Source organism: Niallia sp. Marseille-Q9988, assembly GCF_976954375.1.
Map to the genome: position 1 here is coordinate 180,367 of NZ_CDRJSZ010000004.1, position 21,451 is coordinate 201,817.

Annotated in this window: 16 protein-coding genes, 1 pseudogene and 1 riboswitch; of the genes and pseudogenes, 11 read left to right on the plus strand and 6 right to left on the minus strand. The window is 32.9% G+C overall.

All coding sequences use genetic code 11. The annotated features are described in order from the left end of the window. Window positions 1–42: 42 nt before the first annotated feature. Window positions 43–1,725 carry a methyl-accepting chemotaxis protein gene (locus ACWNMZ_RS07865; RefSeq protein WP_235250492.1) on the minus strand — a complete coding sequence of 561 codons (1,683 nt, stop codon included), beginning with the start codon at window positions 1,723–1,725 and terminating at the stop codon, window positions 43–45. Between the two features lie 259 nt (window positions 1,726–1,984). Here ACWNMZ_RS07865 and ACWNMZ_RS07870 point away from each other — a divergent pair, with 259 nt between their 5' ends. From ACWNMZ_RS07870 to ACWNMZ_RS07885, 4 genes are all read left to right on the plus strand, one after another. Further along, a complete protein-coding gene (locus ACWNMZ_RS07870) occupies window positions 1,985–2,491 on the plus strand; it encodes a cupin domain-containing protein (protein WP_031540395.1) in 507 nt (168 codons plus the stop codon). A gap of 170 nt (window positions 2,492–2,661) precedes the next feature. Continuing rightward, entirely contained in the window at window positions 2,662–4,398 is a 1,737-nt protein-coding gene (locus ACWNMZ_RS07875) for a phospho-sugar mutase (RefSeq protein ID WP_235250508.1), read from the plus strand. Window positions 4,399–4,663: 265 nt separating this feature from the next. After that, window positions 4,664–5,005 (plus strand): single-stranded DNA-binding protein, encoded by a 342-nt coding sequence (locus tag ACWNMZ_RS07880; RefSeq protein ID WP_031540392.1) that lies wholly within the window; start codon window positions 4,664–4,666, stop codon window positions 5,003–5,005. 14 nt (window positions 5,006–5,019) lie between these two features. After that, window positions 5,020–5,166, plus strand: a complete 147-nt coding sequence (locus tag ACWNMZ_RS07885) for a hypothetical protein (protein WP_155986808.1) — start codon at window positions 5,020–5,022, stop codon at window positions 5,164–5,166. A 278-nt stretch (window positions 5,167–5,444) separates the two neighbouring features. On the opposite strand, the gene ACWNMZ_RS07890 is transcribed toward ACWNMZ_RS07885, so the two are convergent. Continuing rightward, on the minus strand, window positions 5,445–5,588 hold the full coding sequence (locus ACWNMZ_RS07890) for an anti-repressor SinI family protein (RefSeq protein WP_109767414.1): 144 nt from the start codon (window positions 5,586–5,588) through the stop codon (window positions 5,445–5,447). 26 nt (window positions 5,589–5,614) lie between these two features. Continuing rightward, window positions 5,615–5,701: riboswitch (cyclic di-GMP riboswitch) on the minus strand. Window positions 5,702–5,956: 255 nt separating this feature from the next. On the opposite strand from ACWNMZ_RS07890, the gene ACWNMZ_RS07895 reads away from it, so the two are divergent. Further along, window positions 5,957–6,709: a WecB/TagA/CpsF family glycosyltransferase gene (locus ACWNMZ_RS07895; protein ID WP_251627633.1), complete on the plus strand. Its 753-nt coding sequence runs from the start codon at window positions 5,957–5,959 to the stop codon at window positions 6,707–6,709. A gap of 33 nt (window positions 6,710–6,742) precedes the next feature. On the opposite strand, the gene ACWNMZ_RS07900 is transcribed toward ACWNMZ_RS07895, so the two are convergent. Continuing rightward, window positions 6,743–10,351: an alpha-amylase family glycosyl hydrolase gene (locus ACWNMZ_RS07900; RefSeq protein ID WP_251627631.1), complete on the minus strand. Its 3,609-nt coding sequence runs from the start codon at window positions 10,349–10,351 to the stop codon at window positions 6,743–6,745. A 443-nt stretch (window positions 10,352–10,794) separates the two neighbouring features. Between ACWNMZ_RS07900 and galE the strand changes: the two genes are divergently transcribed. Together galE and gloA2 are read left to right on the plus strand one after the other, a co-directional pair. Next, on the plus strand, window positions 10,795–11,757 hold the full coding sequence (gene galE, locus ACWNMZ_RS07905) for a UDP-glucose 4-epimerase GalE (protein WP_251627629.1): 963 nt from the start codon (window positions 10,795–10,797) through the stop codon (window positions 11,755–11,757). A gap of 114 nt (window positions 11,758–11,871) precedes the next feature. Further along, window positions 11,872–12,261, plus strand: a complete 390-nt coding sequence (gene gloA2 / locus ACWNMZ_RS07910; RefSeq protein WP_169189145.1) for an SMU1112c/YaeR family gloxylase I-like metalloprotein — start codon at window positions 11,872–11,874, stop codon at window positions 12,259–12,261. Window positions 12,262–12,529: 268 nt separating this feature from the next. Here gloA2 and ACWNMZ_RS07915 read toward each other — a convergent pair whose 3' ends face one another. Continuing rightward, window positions 12,530–13,702 (minus strand): CDP-glycerol glycerophosphotransferase family protein, encoded by a 1,173-nt coding sequence (locus tag ACWNMZ_RS07915; RefSeq protein WP_285846402.1) that lies wholly within the window; start codon window positions 13,700–13,702, stop codon window positions 12,530–12,532. Further along, the gene (gene tagD / locus ACWNMZ_RS07920) at window positions 13,695–14,090 is read right to left on the minus strand and encodes a glycerol-3-phosphate cytidylyltransferase (RefSeq protein ID WP_016202177.1); all 396 of its coding nucleotides are present in this window, start codon (window positions 14,088–14,090) and stop codon (window positions 13,695–13,697) included. Before tagD ends, ACWNMZ_RS07915 begins: the two co-directional genes overlap by 8 nt. Window positions 14,091–14,373: 283 nt before the next feature. On the opposite strand from tagD, the gene ACWNMZ_RS07925 reads away from it, so the two are divergent. Together ACWNMZ_RS07925 and ACWNMZ_RS07930 are read left to right on the plus strand one after the other, a co-directional pair. Further along, window positions 14,374–14,523 carry a hypothetical protein gene (locus ACWNMZ_RS07925; RefSeq protein WP_449598564.1) on the plus strand — a complete coding sequence of 50 codons (150 nt, stop codon included), beginning with the start codon at window positions 14,374–14,376 and terminating at the stop codon, window positions 14,521–14,523. A gap of 635 nt (window positions 14,524–15,158) precedes the next feature. Continuing rightward, a pseudogene (locus ACWNMZ_RS07930) lies at window positions 15,159–16,466 on the plus strand (CDP-glycerol glycerophosphotransferase family protein); the annotation flags it as partial. 25 nt (window positions 16,467–16,491) lie between these two features. Here ACWNMZ_RS07930 and tagU read toward each other — a convergent pair. Then, window positions 16,492–17,421 carry a polyisoprenyl-teichoic acid--peptidoglycan teichoic acid transferase TagU gene (gene tagU / locus ACWNMZ_RS07935; protein WP_016202179.1) on the minus strand — a complete coding sequence of 310 codons (930 nt, stop codon included), beginning with the start codon at window positions 17,419–17,421 and terminating at the stop codon, window positions 16,492–16,494. Between the two features lie 270 nt (window positions 17,422–17,691). Here tagU and galU point away from each other — a divergent pair, with 270 nt between their 5' ends. Then, window positions 17,692–18,582 (plus strand): UTP--glucose-1-phosphate uridylyltransferase GalU, encoded by an 891-nt coding sequence (galU, locus tag ACWNMZ_RS07940; RefSeq protein WP_016202180.1) that lies wholly within the window; start codon window positions 17,692–17,694, stop codon window positions 18,580–18,582. Between the two features lie 211 nt (window positions 18,583–18,793). Continuing rightward, window positions 18,794–21,445 carry a glycosyltransferase gene (locus ACWNMZ_RS07945; RefSeq protein ID WP_016202181.1) on the plus strand — a complete coding sequence of 884 codons (2,652 nt, stop codon included), beginning with the start codon at window positions 18,794–18,796 and terminating at the stop codon, window positions 21,443–21,445. The last annotated feature ends 6 nt before the right edge of the window (window positions 21,446–21,451 follow it).

Below are 21,451 nucleotides of genomic sequence, written 5' to 3' on the forward strand. Positions count from 1 at the left end.
TGGAACAGATTGTCCTATACTCCTTTCACCTCATATTTAGATTTATTCTTTATGATTAAACTGTGATACAATATCCATTAATTCATCGGCCATACTAGATAAAGATTCTGCAGATGCTTTAATTTCTTCCATGGATGCGAGTTGCTCCTCTGTAGAAGCGGCAACCTCTTCTGTACCACTCCCATTTTCTTTAGAAAGAATGGCAATCTCGTTAGCAACCTCCACCACATCTTCAATTTGTGTCGTAATCTTGGCAACTGTTAGGGCAACTTCTTCTATTTCTGGAGCTACTTTTTGCGTATTTGATACAATGATGGAGAAAGATTCAACGGTATTGGTTGATATGCTTACTCCTGTCTTCGCTTTATCCAATGTCTCATTCAACATGGTGACTGCTTCAGATGTATCCTGCTGAATTCCATGTAAGGACTGTGAAATATCTTGTGCAGATGCTTGTGACTGCTCCGCTAATTTACGAACCTCATCAGCAACAACTGCGAATCCTTTCCCATTTTCCCCTGCTCTAGCAGCTTCAATGGCAGCATTTAATGCTAATAGATTTGTTTGGTCAGCAATATTGCTTATTAATTCAATCATTTTTCCAATTTCATTTGATCGATCAGCCAAGGCGGCAATAATCGAATTGGAACGTTGAACAGAGTCATAGATGAACTCCATTTGATTCAAATTATCATGAACTTGTTTCGTTCCTTTTTCTGCATTTGTAAAAGCAGCTTGTGATAGTGCAGATACATGCAAGGAACGTTCCTTAATTGCCTCCACTCCGTCAAGAATCGAATCTAGGGCGAGCTTGTTATCAGAGATTTTAGCAATGGTATGCTCATTGCTCTCAGCAATAGACTGTATAGAGGACGCGACTGTAGCAGATGCATTACTCGATTGTTCTGCACTTGCAGTTAATTGTTCTGCGGATGCTGCCACAAGAGTAGAGCTATCTGTCATATTGGAAATCATGAGCGATAAATTATCTTTCATTTGCTCAAAAGCCTCGTTTAAATAGTAAATTTCATCTTTTGCTTTAATAGAGAATTTATCTGTATGTAAGTTCCCTTTAGCAACTTTCTGCATATTTGTTTTCAAACTTTGAATCGGCTTCGTAATAAGAGAAGCGTGTAGGAAACCAATAGCTAAAGAAATAGCAGTAACGAAAACACTAACTATCATAACAAATAACATTTTTTGTTTAGAGTGTGTTTGAGCACTTTCAATTTCTGGATTCAAGACATCATTTGTCAGCAAAATATTTAAGGTCTCAGCCTGTTGTGATAAGTTATCAGATAGTGTAGTAACCTCATCTAAAGCAGTTTGAGAAGGAGTAATGCTATTCATCAGTGCGTTAGCCTTATGTGTAAGTTCTTTATTTAAAGTCTTTAATTCATTTAATCGTTTTTCTATTTCTGCATTGGTAGAGATTTTAATCCCATTGTCTACAAAAGTATCAATATTACTGCTTGCTCCATTTACTCTGTTTTTGTAATCAGAGGTTCCATAGACAAAATAACCTCTTACGTTTGCAATTTGTCTAGATGCATTTGTGTTGATTTTTTCTGAGATAGAGCGTAATTCTGTAACTGTTTCGATTAAATAATCATATTTTTCTACAGTTTCCTTTGTACTTCTATAAGAATAATAGGACAGAATCATAAATAAAATAGAAACAATCAGAAAACTTGCTAATAATTTCTGCTTAATGGATGTTCTCATGTTATTCTCCTTTCTTTTATAACACGCATAAGATGAAATGGACTTATTAAGCTTTTCAAAAGAATCTAGCAACTTAATGTACATCGCTTTATATCGACGAAAATCCTCTAATTTTTAGTAGAAAAAAAGAAGTCGGAATAAAAAGAAAAGCGGTAATAATTCAATAGAATCATTGGATTTTAGTGTTGCTAACTAAAGGAATGATTTAGGAAAAAGAGGGGTATACAGTAGTATCAATAGATAGAGAGGTGTACATCCAATGGCTAATCCAGATATTACAATGTATTATTTCGAACAAAATAGATATATACCAAATCACCCTTATTTGCCTGCTTTACATTATAAAAGGGCAATGGAGAATAAGGAGGAAAATATAGAAAAAGTTTTTCATTTAAATAATTGGAAAAATAGTTGGACGAATGGAGTTTTTCCATACCATCATTATCATAGCAATGCACATGAAGTACTTGGTATTAAAAAAGGATCTGCTTTATTACAAATAGGTGGGGAAGGTGGATCAAAGCTTATTGTAAAGCATGGAGATATTTTATTGCTTCCAGCTGGAACAGGTCATAAAAAATTATCTGCTTCACCAGACTTTGAAGTGGTTGGGGCATATCCTAATGGAGTAGAGTATAATCTCAAAAAAGACGTGGAGGAGGACTTGGAAGGGGTACAGGAGGAAATCGAAAATGCCGTGTTCCCTGTTGCAGATCCTGTTTATGGGGAAAGTGGTCCTCTTGCAAAAATGTGGAGAAAAAAATAATTTTTTGAAGATAATCTTTATGGAACCCTTATCACTGTAGGTATTAAGGACTACTCAGAGATATTGGTTCCATAAAAGCGCTTTTTAAAAAATCTTTACTTATATACATATTTTAGGTAATGTAAAAGATATATCGTCACATTAATTTAAAAGGTGGGAGAACAGCGACAATGGTTTATAAAGAAATCGTAGAAAAGTGGACAAGTTTTGCAGGATTAGAAGCTAACTTAAAGGCGCAACTAACAGAATTACAAACATCTGATAAGTTGCTGGAGGACAGTTTTTATAAGCATTTGGAATTTGGTACTGGCGGTATGCGTGGAGAATTAGGGCCTGGTATTAACCGAATGAATATTTATACTGTTCGTAAAGCAGCAGAAGGATTAGGGAAATACATAGTAGAACAAGGAGAAGAAGCGATGAAACGCGGAGTAGCTGTGGCGTATGATTCCCGTCATCAATCTCCAGAATTTGCTTTAGAGGTTGCGAAAGTAGTAGGGAAGCTTGGAGTTAAATCCTATGTATTTGAAGAACTTCGTCCAACACCAGCATTATCTTTTGCTGTACGCTATCTAAATACATTTGCTGGAGTAGTGATTACCGCTAGTCACAATCCTCCTGAGTATAATGGATTTAAGGCATACGGAGAAGACGGTGGACAACTTCCTCCTGAGGCTGCAGATATCATTATTAAATATGTAAATGAAGTAGAAGACGAGCTTACAATAGATGTTTTAGAAGAAAAAGAGCTATTAGATAAAGGACTATTGACATATATTGGTGCAGATGTAGATGCTGCCTATGTAGAACAATTAAAGACAATTCAATTAAATCGTTTGCCAGAAGCAAAGGATTTAAAAATAGTTTATACGCCATTACATGGTACAGGAAACAAGCCAGTTCGTGCAGGATTAGAAGCATTCGGATTTGAAAATGTAACGATTGTAAAAGAACAGGAATTACCTGATGCAAACTTCTCAACTGTAAAATCGCCAAATCCAGAAGAGCATGCCGCTTTTGAAATTGCGATTCGTTATGGCAAAGAAATCGATGCGGATATTCTTCTAGCAACAGATCCAGATGCAGACAGATTAGGAGTTGCGGTTAAAGATTTAAGTGGAGAATACACGGTTCTAACAGGAAACCAATTAGGTGCATTAATGCTTGAATATCTACTATCAGAGAAGAAAGCGAAAGGCATTCTTCCTGATAATGGTGTTGTAATCAAAACGATTGTAACATCTGAAATTGGGCGCACTGTTGCCAAAGCTTATGGAATTCCTACAATTGATACATTAACTGGATTTAAATTTATTGGTGAAAAAATTAAGGAATTCGAACAAACACATGAGCATACATTCCTTTTTGGATATGAAGAAAGCTATGGCTATTTAATTGGTGATTTTGTTCGTGATAAGGATGCTGTTCAATCTGCTATTTTTGCTGCAGAAGTTGCTGCATACTATAAAGCAAAAGGCTTAACACTTTACGAAGGTTTACTAGAAATCTTTGAAAAGTACGGCTACTATCAAGAAGGATTAGAGTCCTTAACATTGAAAGGGAAAGATGGAGCAGAACAAATTGCTTATATTATGGACACTTTCCGTAAAGCTCCAATCAAAGAAGTTAATGGCTTAAATGTTGTTGCAGTAGAAGATTATTTAACAAGTCAACGTCAAGAAGGCTTAACAGAAACATTGATTGATTTACCAAAGTCCAATGTAATCAAATATTATCTAGATGACGGTTCATGGTTCTGCTTACGTCCATCAGGAACAGAGCCGAAAGCTAAGTTCTACTTTAGTGTAAATAGTTTTACTTTAGAAGAAAGCACAAGTAAGCTGAGCGCATTGAAGGCAGGCGTTATGGAACAAGTGAACACTGTAATCGCTGGATATAATAAGTAAAACTAATTGAGTATAACTAAAAAGAACTATCAATCTCTTCTTCCGATGCTTTATATGCATCGGAAGAAGAGATTTTTTTAGGTTTTTTAAAAAAATGCAAAAATTAAAGTTTAAAGCTATTTTATGTTTAAAAATGCAAAAATGGCCTAGGCGAAAATTCGATGTTTTATGTCGAAATAGTGACAAAACTTGAAATTTCGACATTTGGCAATCTTCTTCCTTAATAGTATGATTTAACTAATTTATAATAGAGAGGAGGGAAAAGATGATTAATCAGGTTACTTTAGTAGGAAGGCTAACGAAGGATCCAGAGCTAAGAGTTACACAAGAAGGAACGTCTATAGTGAATGTTACTGTCGCAGTAAATAGAAACTATAAAAATCAAGCTGGCGATTACGATGCCGACTTTGTCCTATGTACTTTGTGGAATAAAGTGGCAGAAAATACAGCACAGTATTGTAATAAAGGTTCACTGGTTGGTATTACTGGCAGGATCCATACGAGGAATTACGAAAACCAGGATCGAAAAAAGGTCTATGTGACAGAAGTAATTGCCGAATCTGTTCGTTTCTTGGATCCGAAAAAAGTGGAACATACCATTCCGTAAAGGAGGTAAGGATGGTGAATAATGCACCAGATTTAATGGTTACATTAATTAAAATGCAAGCAAAGACAAATGAAAAATTAGAACAATGTAATAGAAGAATAAAGCAATTAGAACATATTATTCACATGGAAAACATCTCGCGTACTTCCCCAACATCTTAAGACTTTCACCCTATACACTACTCACACCCATTATCTTTCCGTTTCAAAATTCATTTGAAACAATCAATCTTTTAATAGAAAAAATCAATAAACTCCCCCAAGAAATCCTTCTTTTTTGAAAGTGCCTAATGAGGCGCTTTTTTTGTGAATTATTGAACAATATTATTGTATGTAAAGGCGGCATGAAAGGTACATTGGCTTATGCTTTTGCAAAAAAAATAACCTTAAAAATAATTAAGGCTAAAACGTTATCATTATTGAATATTCTGATATTGTGTTCAATTGCTATCTTCTAATATTGTTAATAGGGCACGTACTTCTTCTTGGGTGAAGCCTTGCTTTTTTGCCTCCATTATGAGTGTTATCCATTCACTGTCCAAATTACTTTTCGTCAAAACATCTGTGGGAAACAAATTAATCATGATAATTAACCTCCTTATAGAGAATATAAGGTGACCCAGCCATCATAGTAAAAATCTACCTTAGACCTGAAGCTTTGCGTCCCACCCTTTCAGATGGTTTGCCTTTATCTGATAATTGTACAAGTAAAATTTTATCACTATTGTGCTAATGTTAACAACCTTTTCATATACAATCTTTCGACATATTTCAACATATGCATAGTGAATATTTCTGTTTAATAGAAGGGTTGTTGAGAAAATAGAATGCAAGCCTTTTTTCCTTTAGAAATGTTACGAGTAAACCATCACTAGCCTTAATTGTTTCTAGGAGACAATTTTTATATAATAGAAAGGGGCTTTTTAAAAATTTTCTCATTAGGGGATACAAAATGGATAAGAAATGGCTAGGAAATTTAAAAGTAGATGTTTTAGGCTCAAAAGAAGCTATTACATATATAAAAGAAAAACTGGAGAAAAAAATTGCATCGGATATTTTTTTTCTAAATGACCATGGATATAATATTGCACAAAAGGATTCGGAATATCGCGATATGTTAAATAATGCAGATTTATTGTTAAATGATGGAATCGGTATCGAAATGGGTGCTAAGTTTTTTGGCTTTTCTTTTAAGGAAAATTTAAACGGTACAGATTTTATCCCTGCATTATTTGAATCATTAAATGAAGAGAAGAGTAACCAATATCGAGTGTTTCTTTTAGGCGCTAAGCCTGGCATTGCACAAAAAGCTCAAGAGCGGTTGCAGGAAACCTATAAGAATATTTTATTTGTAGGCAATCAGGATGGATATTTTCCGAAAGAAAATACCGATCGGATCATCCATCAGATTAATGAGAGTAAGGCAGATATTCTTTTAGTAGGTTTTGGGATGCCGCTACAAGAACAGTGGATTAAGGAACATCGATCAAAGCTTGAGAGCACGATTACAATGGCTGTAGGTGCTTTTATCGACTTTTCTTCCGGTGAAGTTACAAGAGCTCCTAAAATTTTTCGCGACCTTCGTCTCGAATGGCTATATCGAATGGGAAAAGAGCCGAGAAGATTATGGAAACGAAATTTCGTGGGGCATTTCGCTTTTTTCTATTCTATTTATAAGCAAAGAAAGACAGAGAAAAATACCTGATAAGGAAAACTCCTTGTCAGGTATTTTTCTCTGTTAATTAGCTGTTCGCTTTTTCCTTTTTTGTACTAGAAATACAATTGCCCCAATTAGCAGGAGACTTAACCCAATTAAAAGAAGGTTATAAGTACCTGTAGCAGTATTAGGAAGTGATTCTCCTTTTCCTTTGTTTGGATTACTTGATGATTCTGTGACTTGCTTTGAATCCTCCGAGCCTGGTGTTTTAACATCGTTACCACCAGAAGCAGGCGGTGGTGTTTCCGAATCTGTTTCTCCAGAAGTAGGTGGTGTTTCTGGTTTAGTAGGCTGAGTTGGCTCTTTTTCATCAGCATCGACTAATAGAATAGTTCCACCGTCTTCTCTAGAAGGAAGGCTTATCGTAATTTTATTTTCACTAATAGGATATGTCTTTCCAGAATATAAATCTACTGCTTCCTTAGCAAATGGAACTTCAAAAGTTACTTCATTTGCTGTTTCTTTCGTATTTAATCCCACAAAAACTTGCTGATTGGAGTATTCACGTTTAAATACAGAATAACCTTCTTCATCACTCCCCGTTACTTGAGCACGAGTTCCTTTTGAAAATACGCTAGAGTATTCTTTTCTAGCATTTAATAGTTTTGTATAGTGTGCTAGGACATCATTGTTTTGTGTTAAATTCCAATCAATACTATAACGGTTATCATAGTAAGGGTAATTATTTGCTCCTGACAGTCCAAGCTCTTCTCCATAGTAAATGACAGGTTGACCTTTGGAAGTAATTTGGAGAGCTGCTGCAAGTTTAAGCTTTCCTATGTCACCATCAACAGATTCTAAAAATCCATCTTCATCATGACTACCTAAAAATTGGCCTAATGTTCCTGTATTTGAAAGCTTATTATTTCTTTCCTCTAATGCAAGTTGGACACGCTCTATATCGCCATTTGCAAAATCACGTGCTAAATATTTGAAATCGAAATCTAATAAGGAATCCATCATGCCACTATTTAAATAGCCTTGATCGTCATTTACCTGTGCTCCCCATGCTTCTCCAATTAATTTAAAGCTTGGCATAATTTTTGATAATTCATTTTTGAAGCTCATCCAGGTTGTATTTTCAACGTGCTTGACTGTATCGACACGGAAGTAATCGATCGTGTTGCCTTTCGCTGTTTTTGATTTTTCAATCCAGCTAGTTTGCCAATCTACAATTTGTTTCCGTACTTCTGGCTTCTCGGTTAAGAAATCAGGTAGTCCAGATAGTTCCCCTTGTACAGTATCTGTGCCACCATCACGGAACATTCCAGCAAAACGATTTCGATCTTCCGATGTAGGGAAGTTGGCGATTTTTCCATCATTTACTGCATCACTTGCTTTTAAACCATAGCCGGCATGGTTTACGACAACATCAACCATAATTTTTATCCCACGATCATGGGCTGCATCAATTAGCTCATGAAAATCTTCCATTGATCCAAAATGAGGATTTAACTTTTCAAAATTACTAGCCCAATATCCATGGTACGCATAATAAGGGGTTTCTGGCTCTTCATTGCGAACATCGTACTGGATATTTTCTACTATAGGATTAATCCATATTGTATTGATTCCAAGGTTTTCGAGGTAATCTAACTTTTTCGTTATGCCCTTAATGTCTCCACCATGATAGGTTCCAGATTTACTCGTATCATAGCCAATACCGTACGGATCATTGTTGGATGTATCTCCATCAAAGAATCGATCGGTAAGCATAAAGTATATTCTTGCCTCATCCCAGTCAAAATCATCTTTTCCTACTGAATGTCTTGCTTTAATGGTGATTTCTGCTTTTTCTGTATGAGTGTTGCCATACTGATCGATAATATATACTGGAATTTCTTTTGGTCCAGTAGTTGTATTTTGGTCAATAGCAATGGTTAGTTCCTTTAATTGTGGATCAATCGCTACTTTTTCTTTTCCACCAATTGTTCGTAAATCAGCATAAACTTCTCTAATAGCTGTATTCTTGTTTGTTTTCCAATCAACCGCTAGTACTGCATTGTCGTTATAAGTAGCTTCTTTTGGATGGATATTTGCAAGTATATTTAAATCTGCTTTTTCATAAGCGAGAAGGGACTTTCCATCGACTGTATTGTAAGGATCAGTAACCTCTGTTTCTATCCCATCAATTGTGACAAAGAATGAATAAGGATGCGTTCCTTCTGGAATATTTTCTATCGTATAGGAAAAACGTTCATTCTTTGTTTCATTCGCCATCTTATAACGTTTTCCATTGTATTGAAGTTCTACTTGCTCGATTTTGTCCATTTCATTTTTAGCAAATAAATCTTTGTCTCTGTAGTAGAATGTGGCATTTCCGTTTTCCAAAACAGGACCAGTAACTTCAGGGACAATATAAAGATCCTCTTGACCACTAGTTACATAAACCTTCGTTATTAAATCTGTTTTATTTAGAGAAATGTAACGGTCTCCATTACCTTCTTTAATAGCAGTATCCCAATTCTCACCCTTTCGTAAAATAAATCCAACGTTTTGCGTTTCTTCACTTACATTAATCGTTGCAGTCGCCATGCCATGGAGATTTTGATCAAAATCGATTTGATCATCTTTTACACCAGTTCCCCAAACCCATATATGCCAATCCTTGTAATCTGAATCAGGTCGATCATACATAAATTGGATATGTCGCCGTTCATAATTGCCTCCCTTTAACTTATCAATGGCTTTAATAGCTTCTTCTTTCGAGTAAAAAACAGTTTCTAATCCTTCAATTACCCATGCTTCAGTATCTTGTTTGCCATCAGCAACAACAATTGTATTTTGCGCATCTTGTGCTTCCCAGTTTCCTTTGCGGGGGATAATGGTTATCTCGTTTTCTGGAAAAGAATAAGTTCCACTTATAAACGTATAATCATTTGTAACATTCTTCGTAAAAGGAAAGCCATTATCAGGTACGCCACTGTTAAAAATCCATAAATCCCATTTCGTATAGTCTTCATCGAAACGGTAATAGTTTATATTGTACGTATACATGCTTCCAACAATCTCGATTTTCTTTTCTGCTTTTTCCCCATCTTTTTCAGCAAGAAGGGTAAAGGATTCATTTGCTTTTGCATTGTCATGCACTTTTAGTAGTCCATCAACAAGCTCGATACCTTCAACTTTGTCTTTCAGTGACCAAGTTAGCTGCGTTTCCTTTTGCACACTGCCATCTTTGTTTACTAGTGTTGCTTCTAATGGATAGGCTTTATTTTTTTCAACTTTTACAGGAATTAAATCAAGATTTAAGCCGGGAACAACGAAGGTACTGTTTCCATTTTCTATCTTTTCATTGGCTGGATCTGTTATCCATTCATTGTCCACGATAAACTTATATTGATAGACACCTGCTGCGAGATTCGGAACGGTAAGCGACCATCGATTATCAGCATCCTGTTCCATTGATAATGCTCCATTTTGCCAATCCGTAAAGCTTCCTGCCACTTTAACTTCCTTTGCAGCTGCATTATCATAGAAAAACTGCACGGACTTATCAGCAGTAAGGATAGGGGAATCTAGTAAACTATCTGCTTGTGCTTTTTTACTTGGAAGATAGCCTCCAAAGCTGCTGAAAATAAGAAGAAAAATTAAACATAGTGCGAGATAAGGATGTTTTTTTGTTTTCAAAAAACATTCTCCTTTCCATTTTTTTATGAGAAACAGAATGACTTCTGTTGCTACCTATGTATTGCTTCCAAGAAAACGATTGCGCTAAGAAAATAAAGGTATTTATCGAGAAAGTGAAGTCATGATGAAAAGGTTTGTGAAAACGTTTGCGCAAAATAGCAAAAAAAGAAGATGGTTGAATTTAATTGTTGAAAACGTTTTCTGCTGATTCTTTTTAAAGATACTATGTTTTTCGGTTTTTGACAATAGTTTTTGTAGTTTTTAATATGAGAAAAAGTGATATAATGACTAGATTATTTTAATTTTTATCTGACAGAGTAAGGTATCAATATAGGTTTTTCTTTTTAAGTTATTATATTTAACTTCTTATAAGAATAATAAATGTAAAAGATGTGATAAAATAGGAAAGAGTTTAAATTGTAATTTAAAGGAGAATTATTCTTATGATTTTAGTAGTAGGTGGAGCTGGCTATATTGGTAGCCATCTAGTCAAAGAATTGGTGGAAAAGGAAGAAGTGGTAGTACTAGATAATCTTGCTACCGGACATGAGGAAGCTGTTGATTCTCGTGCAGTTTTCGTAAAAGGTGATTTAGGAAATGTGGAGGACTTAGAATCCATTTTTTCGAAGTATCCAATTAAAGCAGTCATGCATTTTGCTGCTTTTAGTCTAGTAGGTGAATCTGTTCAAGATCCGTATAAGTATTATGAGAATAATGTTGCTAATACATTAACATTATTAAATGTCATGTTAAAACATAATGTTAAAAACTTTATATTCTCATCTACTGCGGCTACATATGGAATTCCGAAGGAGGAAATAATTGTAGAAAAATCAGAAACTTCCCCTATTAATCCGTATGGAAGATCAAAATTAATGGTAGAACAAATTTTAGCTGATTTTCATGCAGCTTATGGACTTAATTATGTAGTATTACGTTATTTCAATGCCGCAGGTGCTCATGTATCAGGCGAAATCGGCGAAAATCATGATCCGGAAACACATTTAATTCCGATTATCTTACAGCAATTATTGGGAGAAAGAGAGTCTATCTCTGTCTTTGGTACAGATTATCCAACAGAAGATGGGACTTGTATTCGCGATTATATCCATGTAACAGATTTAGCCAATGCTCATATAGCTGCATTAGACGCCCTATTAAATGGAACAAAGAAAGCAGAAACCTATAATCTTGGCAATGGGGTGGGCTATTCTGTAAAACAAGTAATTGAAATGTGTGAAAAGGTTACTGGTGAAAAAGCGAACGTAATTCTTGGTGATAGAAGAGCAGGAGACCCAGCAAGATTAGTTGCTTCTTCAGATAAAATATTCAGCGAACTTGGCTGGAAAGCAGAAAGAGGCTTAGGGACAATTATTGAAAGTGCTTGGAAATGGCATAATAAATAATACTGAAGGCGAAGGAATCAATACAATTTCTTCGCTTTTTTCTAACACTCCGGTCTTATTTTAGGTTGGATAGCTTGTCTCAGCAATCGTATTTAACACAAAGGGAGCTAAAAAATGTTTAATGTAAATCGTATTCATCATATAGCAATTATCTGTAGTAATTACGAAGTTTCTAAACAATTTTATGTTGATCTATTAGGTTTTAAACCACTAAACGAAGTATACAGAGAAGAAAGAGACTCATATAAGCTAGACCTTTTAGTAAATGATATTTATCAAATTGAACTTTTTTCTTTTCCTAATCCAAAGGAAAGACCAAGTTATCCTGAGGCTGCTGGCTTACGTCATATTGCATTTGAAGTGAATAACATAGAAGAAACTGTACAATATTTACAATCGAGCAATATTACAGTTGAAGAAATTCGGATTGATCCAATTACAGCCAAAAAGTTTTCCTTTTTTGCAGATCCTGATGGGTTACCAATTGAACTATATGAGGCTTAATTAGCATGTGCTTTTCCCTTATATTGAGAAAGGGAACAAACAGTTTGTAAAATAAATTGCTTATCTTGAGAACTTAGTAATCTCCAGCTTCCAGCTTTTATTTTCATATTTATCATCCTTTCTACTATTTTTTCTTATAGTATATATATACCGCGTTTAAATTCATTGAAAACACTAAAATTATCAACAAAAGCTGACAAGTATTTCCCGAGAAATGTCGGATGGATAAAAAGTGACCTTTAGCCAAAGTGCTAAAGGTCATTTTTTATTAAATTAACCAGTTATTTATCGTTTCGACAACATTCTTACTAGAGCTGCCAATTGAATACGTATTCCATTCTTGATGAAAATCAGCAATTTTTTCTAATTGAAAAGAAGAATGGTGAATGATTTCAACGATCTCTTCGGTTGAAAAAGCAATGGGACCAGGAACAAGTTCATGATAAGGTACCCAAAAACCTCGAGTCTTTCTGTATTCTTCTAAATCATAAGGATAAAAAATCATTGGCTTTTGCAAAAATGAAAATTCAAAAGGTATAGAGGAGTAGTCCGTTATTAATATGTCGGTAATAAATAATAAATCATTCAAAATAGGGTAATCAGAAAAATTATAAACAAAGCCGTTATAGTCACTAAAATCTATTTGATTATTAATGCTAGGATGAAGACGAACAAGAATGATATACTCTGATGCTAAAGCATTTTTTAAATAGGGAAGGTCTAAATGAATTTGATTAGATAATTCTGCTTCATTTTCTCGAAAAGTTGGAGCATAGAGAATAATTTTCTTATTTTTTAGATTGGTATACTTTTTATAAAAGGAGCTTGTCACTTTCTCTATATGTTCTTTATCAAAAAAAATATCTGTTCTTGGTATTCCCATTTGTAGTATTTGACGGGAGGAAGCAGAGAAGGCTTCACAAAAGATAGCAGACATTTTTTCTGAACCAGACAGAATATAGTCAAACTGTTTATAGACAGCTGCGAATCTCTCTTTCGCTTTACTTGAACGATCTTTGACACTTAAGTCTTTCCAGCCAAAAGTTTTAATTGCGCCATTCGCATGCCAAATCTGTATTTTTTTTACATTTTTCTTGAATGTGATAGAAGATAAGAAACCATAATAATTATCTAATATAATCACTTGAGATGTTGCTAAAAAATATATTCCTTTAAGGAAAGATAAAGGATGTTTTGGAGAGAAGTGCAAAACCGTATCTCTTGTAATCCGTTCTTTAAAAAAAGGATGAGTTTTATCATCTGTTAATAAAATGCATTGGATGTTTGGGTAATCTTTCTTTAATTCCTCATAGAGATGAGTAGTATTTTCAACAAAAGACACACAAAAAACTATTTTCTTCTGTAAAGGAAATAGTTTTGCAATTCCAAATAGAAAAGAAAATAGTTTTAAGTATAAGTAAATGGTTAACTCTCTAACCATTTACTTTAAATAAGTCCTTTTTAATTTTTGTTGTGGAAATCCCAACCGTTCTTGGAAGATAAACCACTTCACAGTAATCCTTTAAGAAGTCAAATTTTCCTTCCCAATCGTCTCCCATAACAAAAATATCAATGTTATGATCTACAACATCTCTTATTTTTTGGTCCCAATCATGCTCAGGAATTACTTCATCAACATAACGAATTGCTTCTAAAATCATTTTTCGATTATCATAAGTATGGTATGCTTGTTTATTTTTAATGGCATTAAATTCATCGCTGGAAAGGGCAACTGTTAAATGATCGCCTAATTCCTTAGCTCTCTTTAAGATATTAATATGGCCCCAGTGTAATAAGTCGAAGGTTCCATAAGTAATTACTTTCTTCATTGTTTGCCTCCTATTTAAATAAATTATTTTAAGTATGAGCCTAAATATTATTTTCTTTTTTATTTTATTAAGATGGAAACTTGGTAAAGATGGTATTAGGATTTATTTCATTCTTATATATTAAAGCACTTCCTTTAAACTGACAAGTAAATACAAATAATTTGTAATTTGGCGGAATAAATATGTAATTTTAGTATTACATAATAAGACTAGTTTATTCTCTATATTATCAATAGTAATAATAAAAAACATAACGTGTAGTATAAATTAGGAGATGTGAAATTTGAAAAAGGAATTACCTCATATAATTTTAAGTAGCTTAAATGTTATGGAAACAGAGATGATAATATCATTTGATATAAAACTCAATTTGCTAGATGGAAATAAACTGTTACTACAACTTAATAAAAGAAATAATCAAGGAAAAAATTAGTGTTTCCTGTAAAAACTAAAAAAATTAAAAATTCCCATGCATTAATGGAAGCAGAAATTGACTTAGAAAAAATAAAATTTTTTTCAGTGAGATAGATGTACTGGATGTATATATAATAATAAATAATGGAAAATCAGAATCAAAATATCGATTAAAAAGCAAGAATGAGCCATTAGAATTTAAGTTATATATATATGAGTCCTTAGGAAAGACTGTTTATCCATATACAACAAATAAATATAATTTATCTTTTAAAACAATACGAAATGGTATAATTGCAAGAGTGAGTGAGGTCCATCTAGATAGAGAAGGTCTATTATCCTTTTGGTTATGTTATTAATACTCAACAAAAAAATGAAATTAACCCTAAAAGATATTTAGTAGTTACAAATCACGATAGTGAATTAATGGAAGAAATGCCTTTGAGAATATTGGATACAAAAGAATTCCAAAAAGACTATTCTCTTTATTATTATAGTGGTGAGATGTTTTTGCCAAAATATATTCAGACAGATGGTTTAGAGTTTTTTAGGTTTTACATAAAAGAAACTTATGAAAAAGATACAAAAATAATTAAAAAATATAGTCCTCGAGTTCAAGTTTCTCCCTTTGAAGATATAAGTCATGAAGCGTTAATCTATATAAAAGGGCTTAAAAGGAAAATTATTGTAAAACAGACAAAGTCAAAAAAGTTTTTATCTACAAAAATTTATGTGTATAATCGAAGAAGAGAATGGAATAGTCAAATTAAAATTAAATTAAAGAAGTGGAAAAATAAAAAAATGTTAAAAAGAATATACAAAGTATTGTTTAAATTAACAAGTATGCTACCAGTAAAAAAAAATACGGTGATTTTTGAGAGTTTTTTAGGAAAACAGTATAGTGACAATCCTCGCGCATTATACGAATATATGAAAGAAAATTATCCTAATTATAAATTATATTGGAGTGTAGACAAAAGATATCTACACAATTTCGAAGGTAAGAATGTAGAGGTTGTTAAGAGATTTTCTATTAAATGGATGTTTGTGATGGCGAGAGCTAACTATTGGGTTAGCAATAGTAGGCTTCCATTATGGATACCTAAACCAAGAAACACTAAGTACATACAAACATGGCATGGAACACCTCTAAAAAAATTAGCAGCTGATATGGATGAGGTACATATGCCAGGAACAGATACAATTAAATATAAGGAGAATTTTCTTAAAGAGTCTTCCAAGTGGGATTATTTAATATCCCCCAATTCGTATTCCTCTGAAATATTCGAGCGAGCGTTCGATTTTAGAAAGAAAATGATTGAATCGGGTTATCCAAGAAATGATGTATTATATAGAGATAATTCGAATGAAAAAATAGAGGAACTTAAGGTTCAATTTAAATTACCATCAGATAAAAAGATTATTCTTTATGCTCCAACATGGAGAGATAATCAATTTTATGGAAGGGGCAAATATAAATTTAATTTAGAATTAGATTTGCCTTTAATGAGAGAGCAATTAGGTGATGAATACATCGTAGTACTTAGAATGCACTATCTTGTAGCGGAAAATTTTGATTTAACACCATATGAGGGGTTTGCATATGATTTTTCAAATTATGAAGATATTAGAGAACTTTATCTGATCTCAGATTTCTTAGTGACAGATTACTCTTCTGTATTTTTTGATTATGCTAACTTAAGAAAACCAATGATCTTTTATGTATATGATATCGAGGAATATCGCGATAAACTCAGAGGGTTCTATTTCGATTTTGAAAAAAAAGCTCCAGGTCCTCTTGTGAAAACAACGAAAGAAGTGATTGGTGCGATAAAGGTTGCTGAATTAGAAGGTTTAAGTGTTGATTTTGAAAACTTCTACAAAAGGTTTTGCTATTTAGAATGTGGAAAATCATCAGAAAGAGTATGGAAAGAAGTATTAAAAGGCGATATCAACTCCTAAAGTTTGATATCGCTCTTTTTTATATTTACTTTATATTTAAATGTTCTTTTAATGTATTCTGGATTTTAGTTTTTTCTGATTCATCTACAATTAGATACCAAACTTTGTTAATTGTTTGCCCGGTACCAGTGATAGTTAATTGTTCGATATTATTGGCAGCACTTTTATAATTAGCTTGGATATCAACCATTTCATCAAAAGTGATGTCTGTCTTTATATTTTTACCCAGTGCCTCAAAGATATTATGAAAATTAGTTAATGAATTTAAACTAGCCCCTTTTTTCACAACAGCTTCAATAATCATTCTTTGTCGAAGTTGTCTGCCGAAGTCACCTCTAGGGTCGTCGTATCTCATTCGTGAGAATTTTAATGCATCTTCTCCGTTTAATGTAAGGGTTCCTTTTTTAAAATGTACTCCTTCATAGGTGAAATCGAGGTCATTATTTACTGTAACTCCACCTACAGCATTAACGATATCTTGAAAACCTTCCATATTAATTTGCATATAGTAATCAATAGGAATGTCAAGGAAATTTTCAACTGTATCCATTGCCATGGCGACACCGCCAAAAGCATATGCATGATTGATTTTATCAGTTGTTCCATGCCCTATGATTTCTGTACGAGTGTCACGAGGAATACTTAATAATTTTGCTGATTTCTTTTCAGGATTAACTGTGACCACAATCATGGTATCAGAACGTCCCTTATCTCCATCACGTTCATCAACACCAAGCATTAATATGGAAAAGGGTTCTTTGTTATTCAAACTTAATGTTTTATCTCGTTTAGAAGTTTCCCGTTCAATTGGTTGCTGCATAGTTTCAACAGCATTATTTAAAGAGTTCCAAACACTATATATATAAATTCCAACACCTATTAATAGTAATAATACTACTATTAGGGTAATTCGTAGCCATTTACGCTTCTTTTTTTTGGGCCTTTTAGTATCCATTCTTCTAAATCCTCCATATCTTGACAAAAATTGATAACTAATATAAGAATACCAGAAAGAATCAATAAAAGGTATAATTAATTTGAATAGTTGCTTAATGCAAAATCTAATCGCTATTCTATTAATATGCATCATAAGAAGTTGAATTTATACAAGCGATAATAAATATTATTGAGAATATAGGGGAAAAATAATATATAGAAGTTATGTTGGACAAAAAGAGGTAAAAATAATAAAATATATTATTATTTTTCTTAAGGAGGCTAATGAATGAGTAGAGTGAAAAAAGCCATAATACCAGCTGCCGGACTTGGAACTAGATTCTTACCAGCAACTAAAGCGATGCCAAAAGAAATGTTGCCTATTGTAGATAAACCAACTATTCAATATATTGTAGAGGAAGCTGTTGCCTCGGGAATTGAGGATATCATTATTGTAACAGGAAAAGGTAAAAGGGCGATAGAAGACCATTTTGATAATTCGTTGGAATTAGAAGAAAATCTAGTTGCAAAGGAAAAGTTCGAGCTACTTGCGAAAGTAAAGGAATCGGCAAATGTAGATATCCATTATATACGACAAAAACAACCCAAAGGTCTAGGACATGCTGTATGGTGTGCTAGAAATTTTATTGGAAATGAACCATTCGCGGTTCTTTTAGGTGATGATATTGTTGATAGTAAAAAGCCATGTTTAGGGCAATTAATCGAACAATACGATGAGACGTTATCTTCGGTAATTGGTGTTCAAAGTGTTCCAGAATCAGAAACTCATCGCTATGGAATTATTGACCCTGCAAGCCAGGTTGGTAGAAGATATCAAGTTAGTAGATTTGTTGAAAAACCTAAGCAAGGTACCTCTCCTTCGAATTTAGCGATTATAGGAAGGTATATTTTCACACCTCAGATATTCCGTTTTCTTGAAACGCAGGAGATAGGAGCAGGTGGAGAGATACAGTTGACGGATGCAATTGAGAAATTAAATCAAATCCAAAGAGTATTTGCTTATCAATTTGAGGGCAATCGCTATGATGTTGGAGAACAATTAGGTTTTATTCAAACTACAATTGAATTTGCGTTAAAGCGTGAAGATCTTAGTGAACCCTTAAAGGATTATTTAATTCAGCTAACGCAAAAACTTGTAGGAGAGCAAAATAATATTTAACTGTTACTTTTAGGGGAAATAGGAGCGTTCCCCTTTTTATTATGGGGAATTAATCTATCTTGCCTAAACGGTAGAATTAAGTATATAAAAACATTATAATAATGGTTGAATATTAAATATGATTTATTCTTAATGAATTATTTTCTATAGAATAAAAAAGAAACGTAAGGTAAAAGTTAAAATTAATATCACCGTATAAGGGGAAATAAACTTGAAGAAAAATATCTTAAAACCACTAAGATTAGCTAGGAAAACAGTGGAAAAAATAACTGGTTATGAAATTAATGTAACAGACCCAAATGGAAGATCTAGAAAAAAGACTAAATTTAATACTTTAATTAAGAAAGAAATGATTGAAAAGAAAGAATTAATTGTTAGAAAGAATAGAGATATTTCAACTAACACTGAGAAAATGTATTTTACAAATAAGAGTTTTAGTCAAGTAGTTGATTATACAAATTATTATGAGATTTTGGAAGTCAGAGATAATACTATTTTTTATGAAAGTTTCCACGGGAAAAATATGACTTGTAATCCTTATGCAATTTTCAAAACACTAATTAAGGATCCGAGGTTCTCTGATTTTCATCATGTTTGGGCACTAAATAACTTAAACGATTGCCCTAAAGAGTATCTCAATTTGCCAAATGTGGAATTTGTTAGAGTAAACTCAGAGGAATATCTCCAATACTTAGCTTCTTGTAAATATTTAATTAATAATACATCTTTTCCTCCTTACTTTATAAAAAAAGAAGGGCAAATTTATGTTAATACATGGCATGGTACGCCATTAAAAACATTAGGTAAAGATATGGAAGGATCATTAGGTCAGCATAAGAATCTCATGAGAAATTTTCTACATACAGATTACTTAGTTTCACCTAATAAATTTACCATCGACAAAATTATTGATTCTCATGATTTAAGGGGAATATATAATGGACAGATAATTGAATCAGGTTACCCACGGATTGACTTGGTGAAAGAAGATAACAATGTACTTGCTAATAAATTAAATATTAAAACAGATAAAAAAGTGATTCTTTATGCCCCAACATGGAGGGGCGAAGTTGGGAATGTTTCTGGTGAAATCAATAAGATAATAAGAGACATGAGAAAGCTTAAGTCAGTACTAGGGAAAGAATATGTCATTTTATTAAAAGTTCATACGTTAATGCAGAAATATATAAAGCAAAACAAATTAGATTTCGATGTAGTTCCGGATAAAATTGATAGTAATGAGTTATTTAGTGATGTAGATATTCTTGTTACGGACTATTCAAGTATTTTCTTTGACTTTTTAGCAACAAAAAAACCGGTTATCTTTTATGCCTATGATCGAGAAGAATACGAACGTGATAGAGGTTTTTATTTAAACTTAGATGATATGCCGGGGGCTATCTGTTCTACCATTGAAAGTGTGATAAAAGAGATTAAAAATGCATCAAATTATCAGGACGTATTTAATGAAAAGTTGGACAAATGTATAAATGAATTTTTATATTTAGAAGACGGTGCTAGCACACAAAGAGTAATTGATACAGTATTTTTCGAGAATAAGCAACATACTTATTCGGTAAAAAATGATAAAAAAACAATTGTTATGTATTGTGGAGGTTTCTTAAATAATGGAGTCACTACTTCTGCTGTCAATCTGATGAATAATATTGATTACGAGAGATACAATGTTATTGTAGCGGACAAATCAGAATTTGATGAAGAAAGTTCAAAAAACTTCATGAAGTTAAATAATCATGTGAAGAAATTATATAGAGTTGGAAGTATGAATGTCTCATTGAATGAGCTAGAAAGTCAAAATCAATTATTTGCTTATGCAGCTGAACAATTTTATAAAAAAGGTCCAATGAATTATCTAGAAGAAGATATTATTACTATGTACAAAAGAGAATTCAAACGCATGTTTGGGACAGTTGATATAGATATAGCAATTGACTTTAGCGGTTATGTTAAATTTTGGAGTATTCTTTTTGCAGCGAATGATATTTCCAAAAAAGCTATTTTCCAACATAATGATATGATGGAGGAATATGATAAAATCGTAGATAATGAATATAAACATAAGGAAAATCTAAGTGTTATTTTTCCGCTTTATAATAAGTATGATCATGTTATTGCGGTATCTAAGCATACAAGAAATAAGAATAAAGCAGGTTTATCTCATCTAGTGGTCAATAGTGATCAAAAAATGGTTTATGTTCATAACTCTATTAATTATCAATATGTCCTTAACGCCATTGCCTCAGTGGAAAAAGTGCAAGTGAATAACAAAGAATATTATATTGAGAAAAATGGGGACATAAATCAAATCCTAGATGGTAATGCAATAAAAGTACCTGATACATCTAAATTTAACTTTGTAACCATGGGGCGCATGTCTCCAGAGAAAGATCAAATTAAATTGATTAAGGCATTCGCAGAATTCCATAAAGAGTATAAGGATACAGAGTTATATATTATTGGTACGGGAGAATTAGAAGAGGAGATAAGATCAACTATTAAGTCTTTTGGGTTAAATGATCAAATTCATCTGGTGGGACAATTAGATAATCCATTCCCCTTAATACAAGATTGCGATTGTTTCGTCTTATCTTCTAACCATGAAGGACAGCCTATGGTACTGTTGGAATGTTTAATCTTAAATAAACCTATTGTTGCAACAGATATACCAGGGAATAGAAGTGTTCTAGAGAATGGCTATGGAGAATTAGTGGAGAATAGTATAGAAGGTTTAGTGCAAGGCTTAAAAAAAATGAGAGAAGTAAAACCAACATTTAAGAAGTTTGACTACGTAGAATATAATAAGTCTGCTATGGAAATGTTTTATAGTTATATTCAGGTTTAATTATTT

Excerpts from the sequence above, each read along its gene's own strand:
- ACWNMZ_RS07865 (WP_235250492.1), bottom strand. The coding sequence starts at position 1,725 with ATGAGAACATCCATTAAGCAGAAATTATTAGCAAGTTTTCTGATTGTT.
- ACWNMZ_RS07875 (WP_235250508.1), top strand. The coding sequence starts at position 2,662 with ATGGTTTATAAAGAAATCGTAGAAAAGTGGACAAGTTTTGCAGGATTA.
- tagU (WP_016202179.1), bottom strand. The coding sequence starts at position 17,421 with ATGGATACTAAAAGGCCCAAAAAAAAGAAGCGTAAATGGCTACGAATT.
- ACWNMZ_RS07870 (WP_031540395.1), top strand. The coding sequence starts at position 1,985 with ATGGCTAATCCAGATATTACAATGTATTATTTCGAACAAAATAGATAT.
- gloA2 (WP_169189145.1), top strand. The coding sequence starts at position 11,872 with ATGTTTAATGTAAATCGTATTCATCATATAGCAATTATCTGTAGTAAT.
- ACWNMZ_RS07915 (WP_285846402.1), bottom strand. The coding sequence starts at position 13,702 with ATGGTTAGAGAGTTAACCATTTACTTATACTTAAAACTATTTTCTTTT.
- tagD (WP_016202177.1), bottom strand. The coding sequence starts at position 14,090 with ATGAAGAAAGTAATTACTTATGGAACCTTCGACTTATTACACTGGGGC.
- ACWNMZ_RS07880 (WP_031540392.1), top strand. The coding sequence starts at position 4,664 with ATGATTAATCAGGTTACTTTAGTAGGAAGGCTAACGAAGGATCCAGAG.
- galU (WP_016202180.1), top strand. The coding sequence starts at position 17,692 with ATGAGTAGAGTGAAAAAAGCCATAATACCAGCTGCCGGACTTGGAACT.
- ACWNMZ_RS07890 (WP_109767414.1), bottom strand. The coding sequence starts at position 5,588 with ATGATTAATTTGTTTCCCACAGATGTTTTGACGAAAAGTAATTTGGAC.
- ACWNMZ_RS07895 (WP_251627633.1), top strand. The coding sequence starts at position 5,957 with ATGGATAAGAAATGGCTAGGAAATTTAAAAGTAGATGTTTTAGGCTCA.
- galE (WP_251627629.1), top strand. The coding sequence starts at position 10,795 with ATGATTTTAGTAGTAGGTGGAGCTGGCTATATTGGTAGCCATCTAGTC.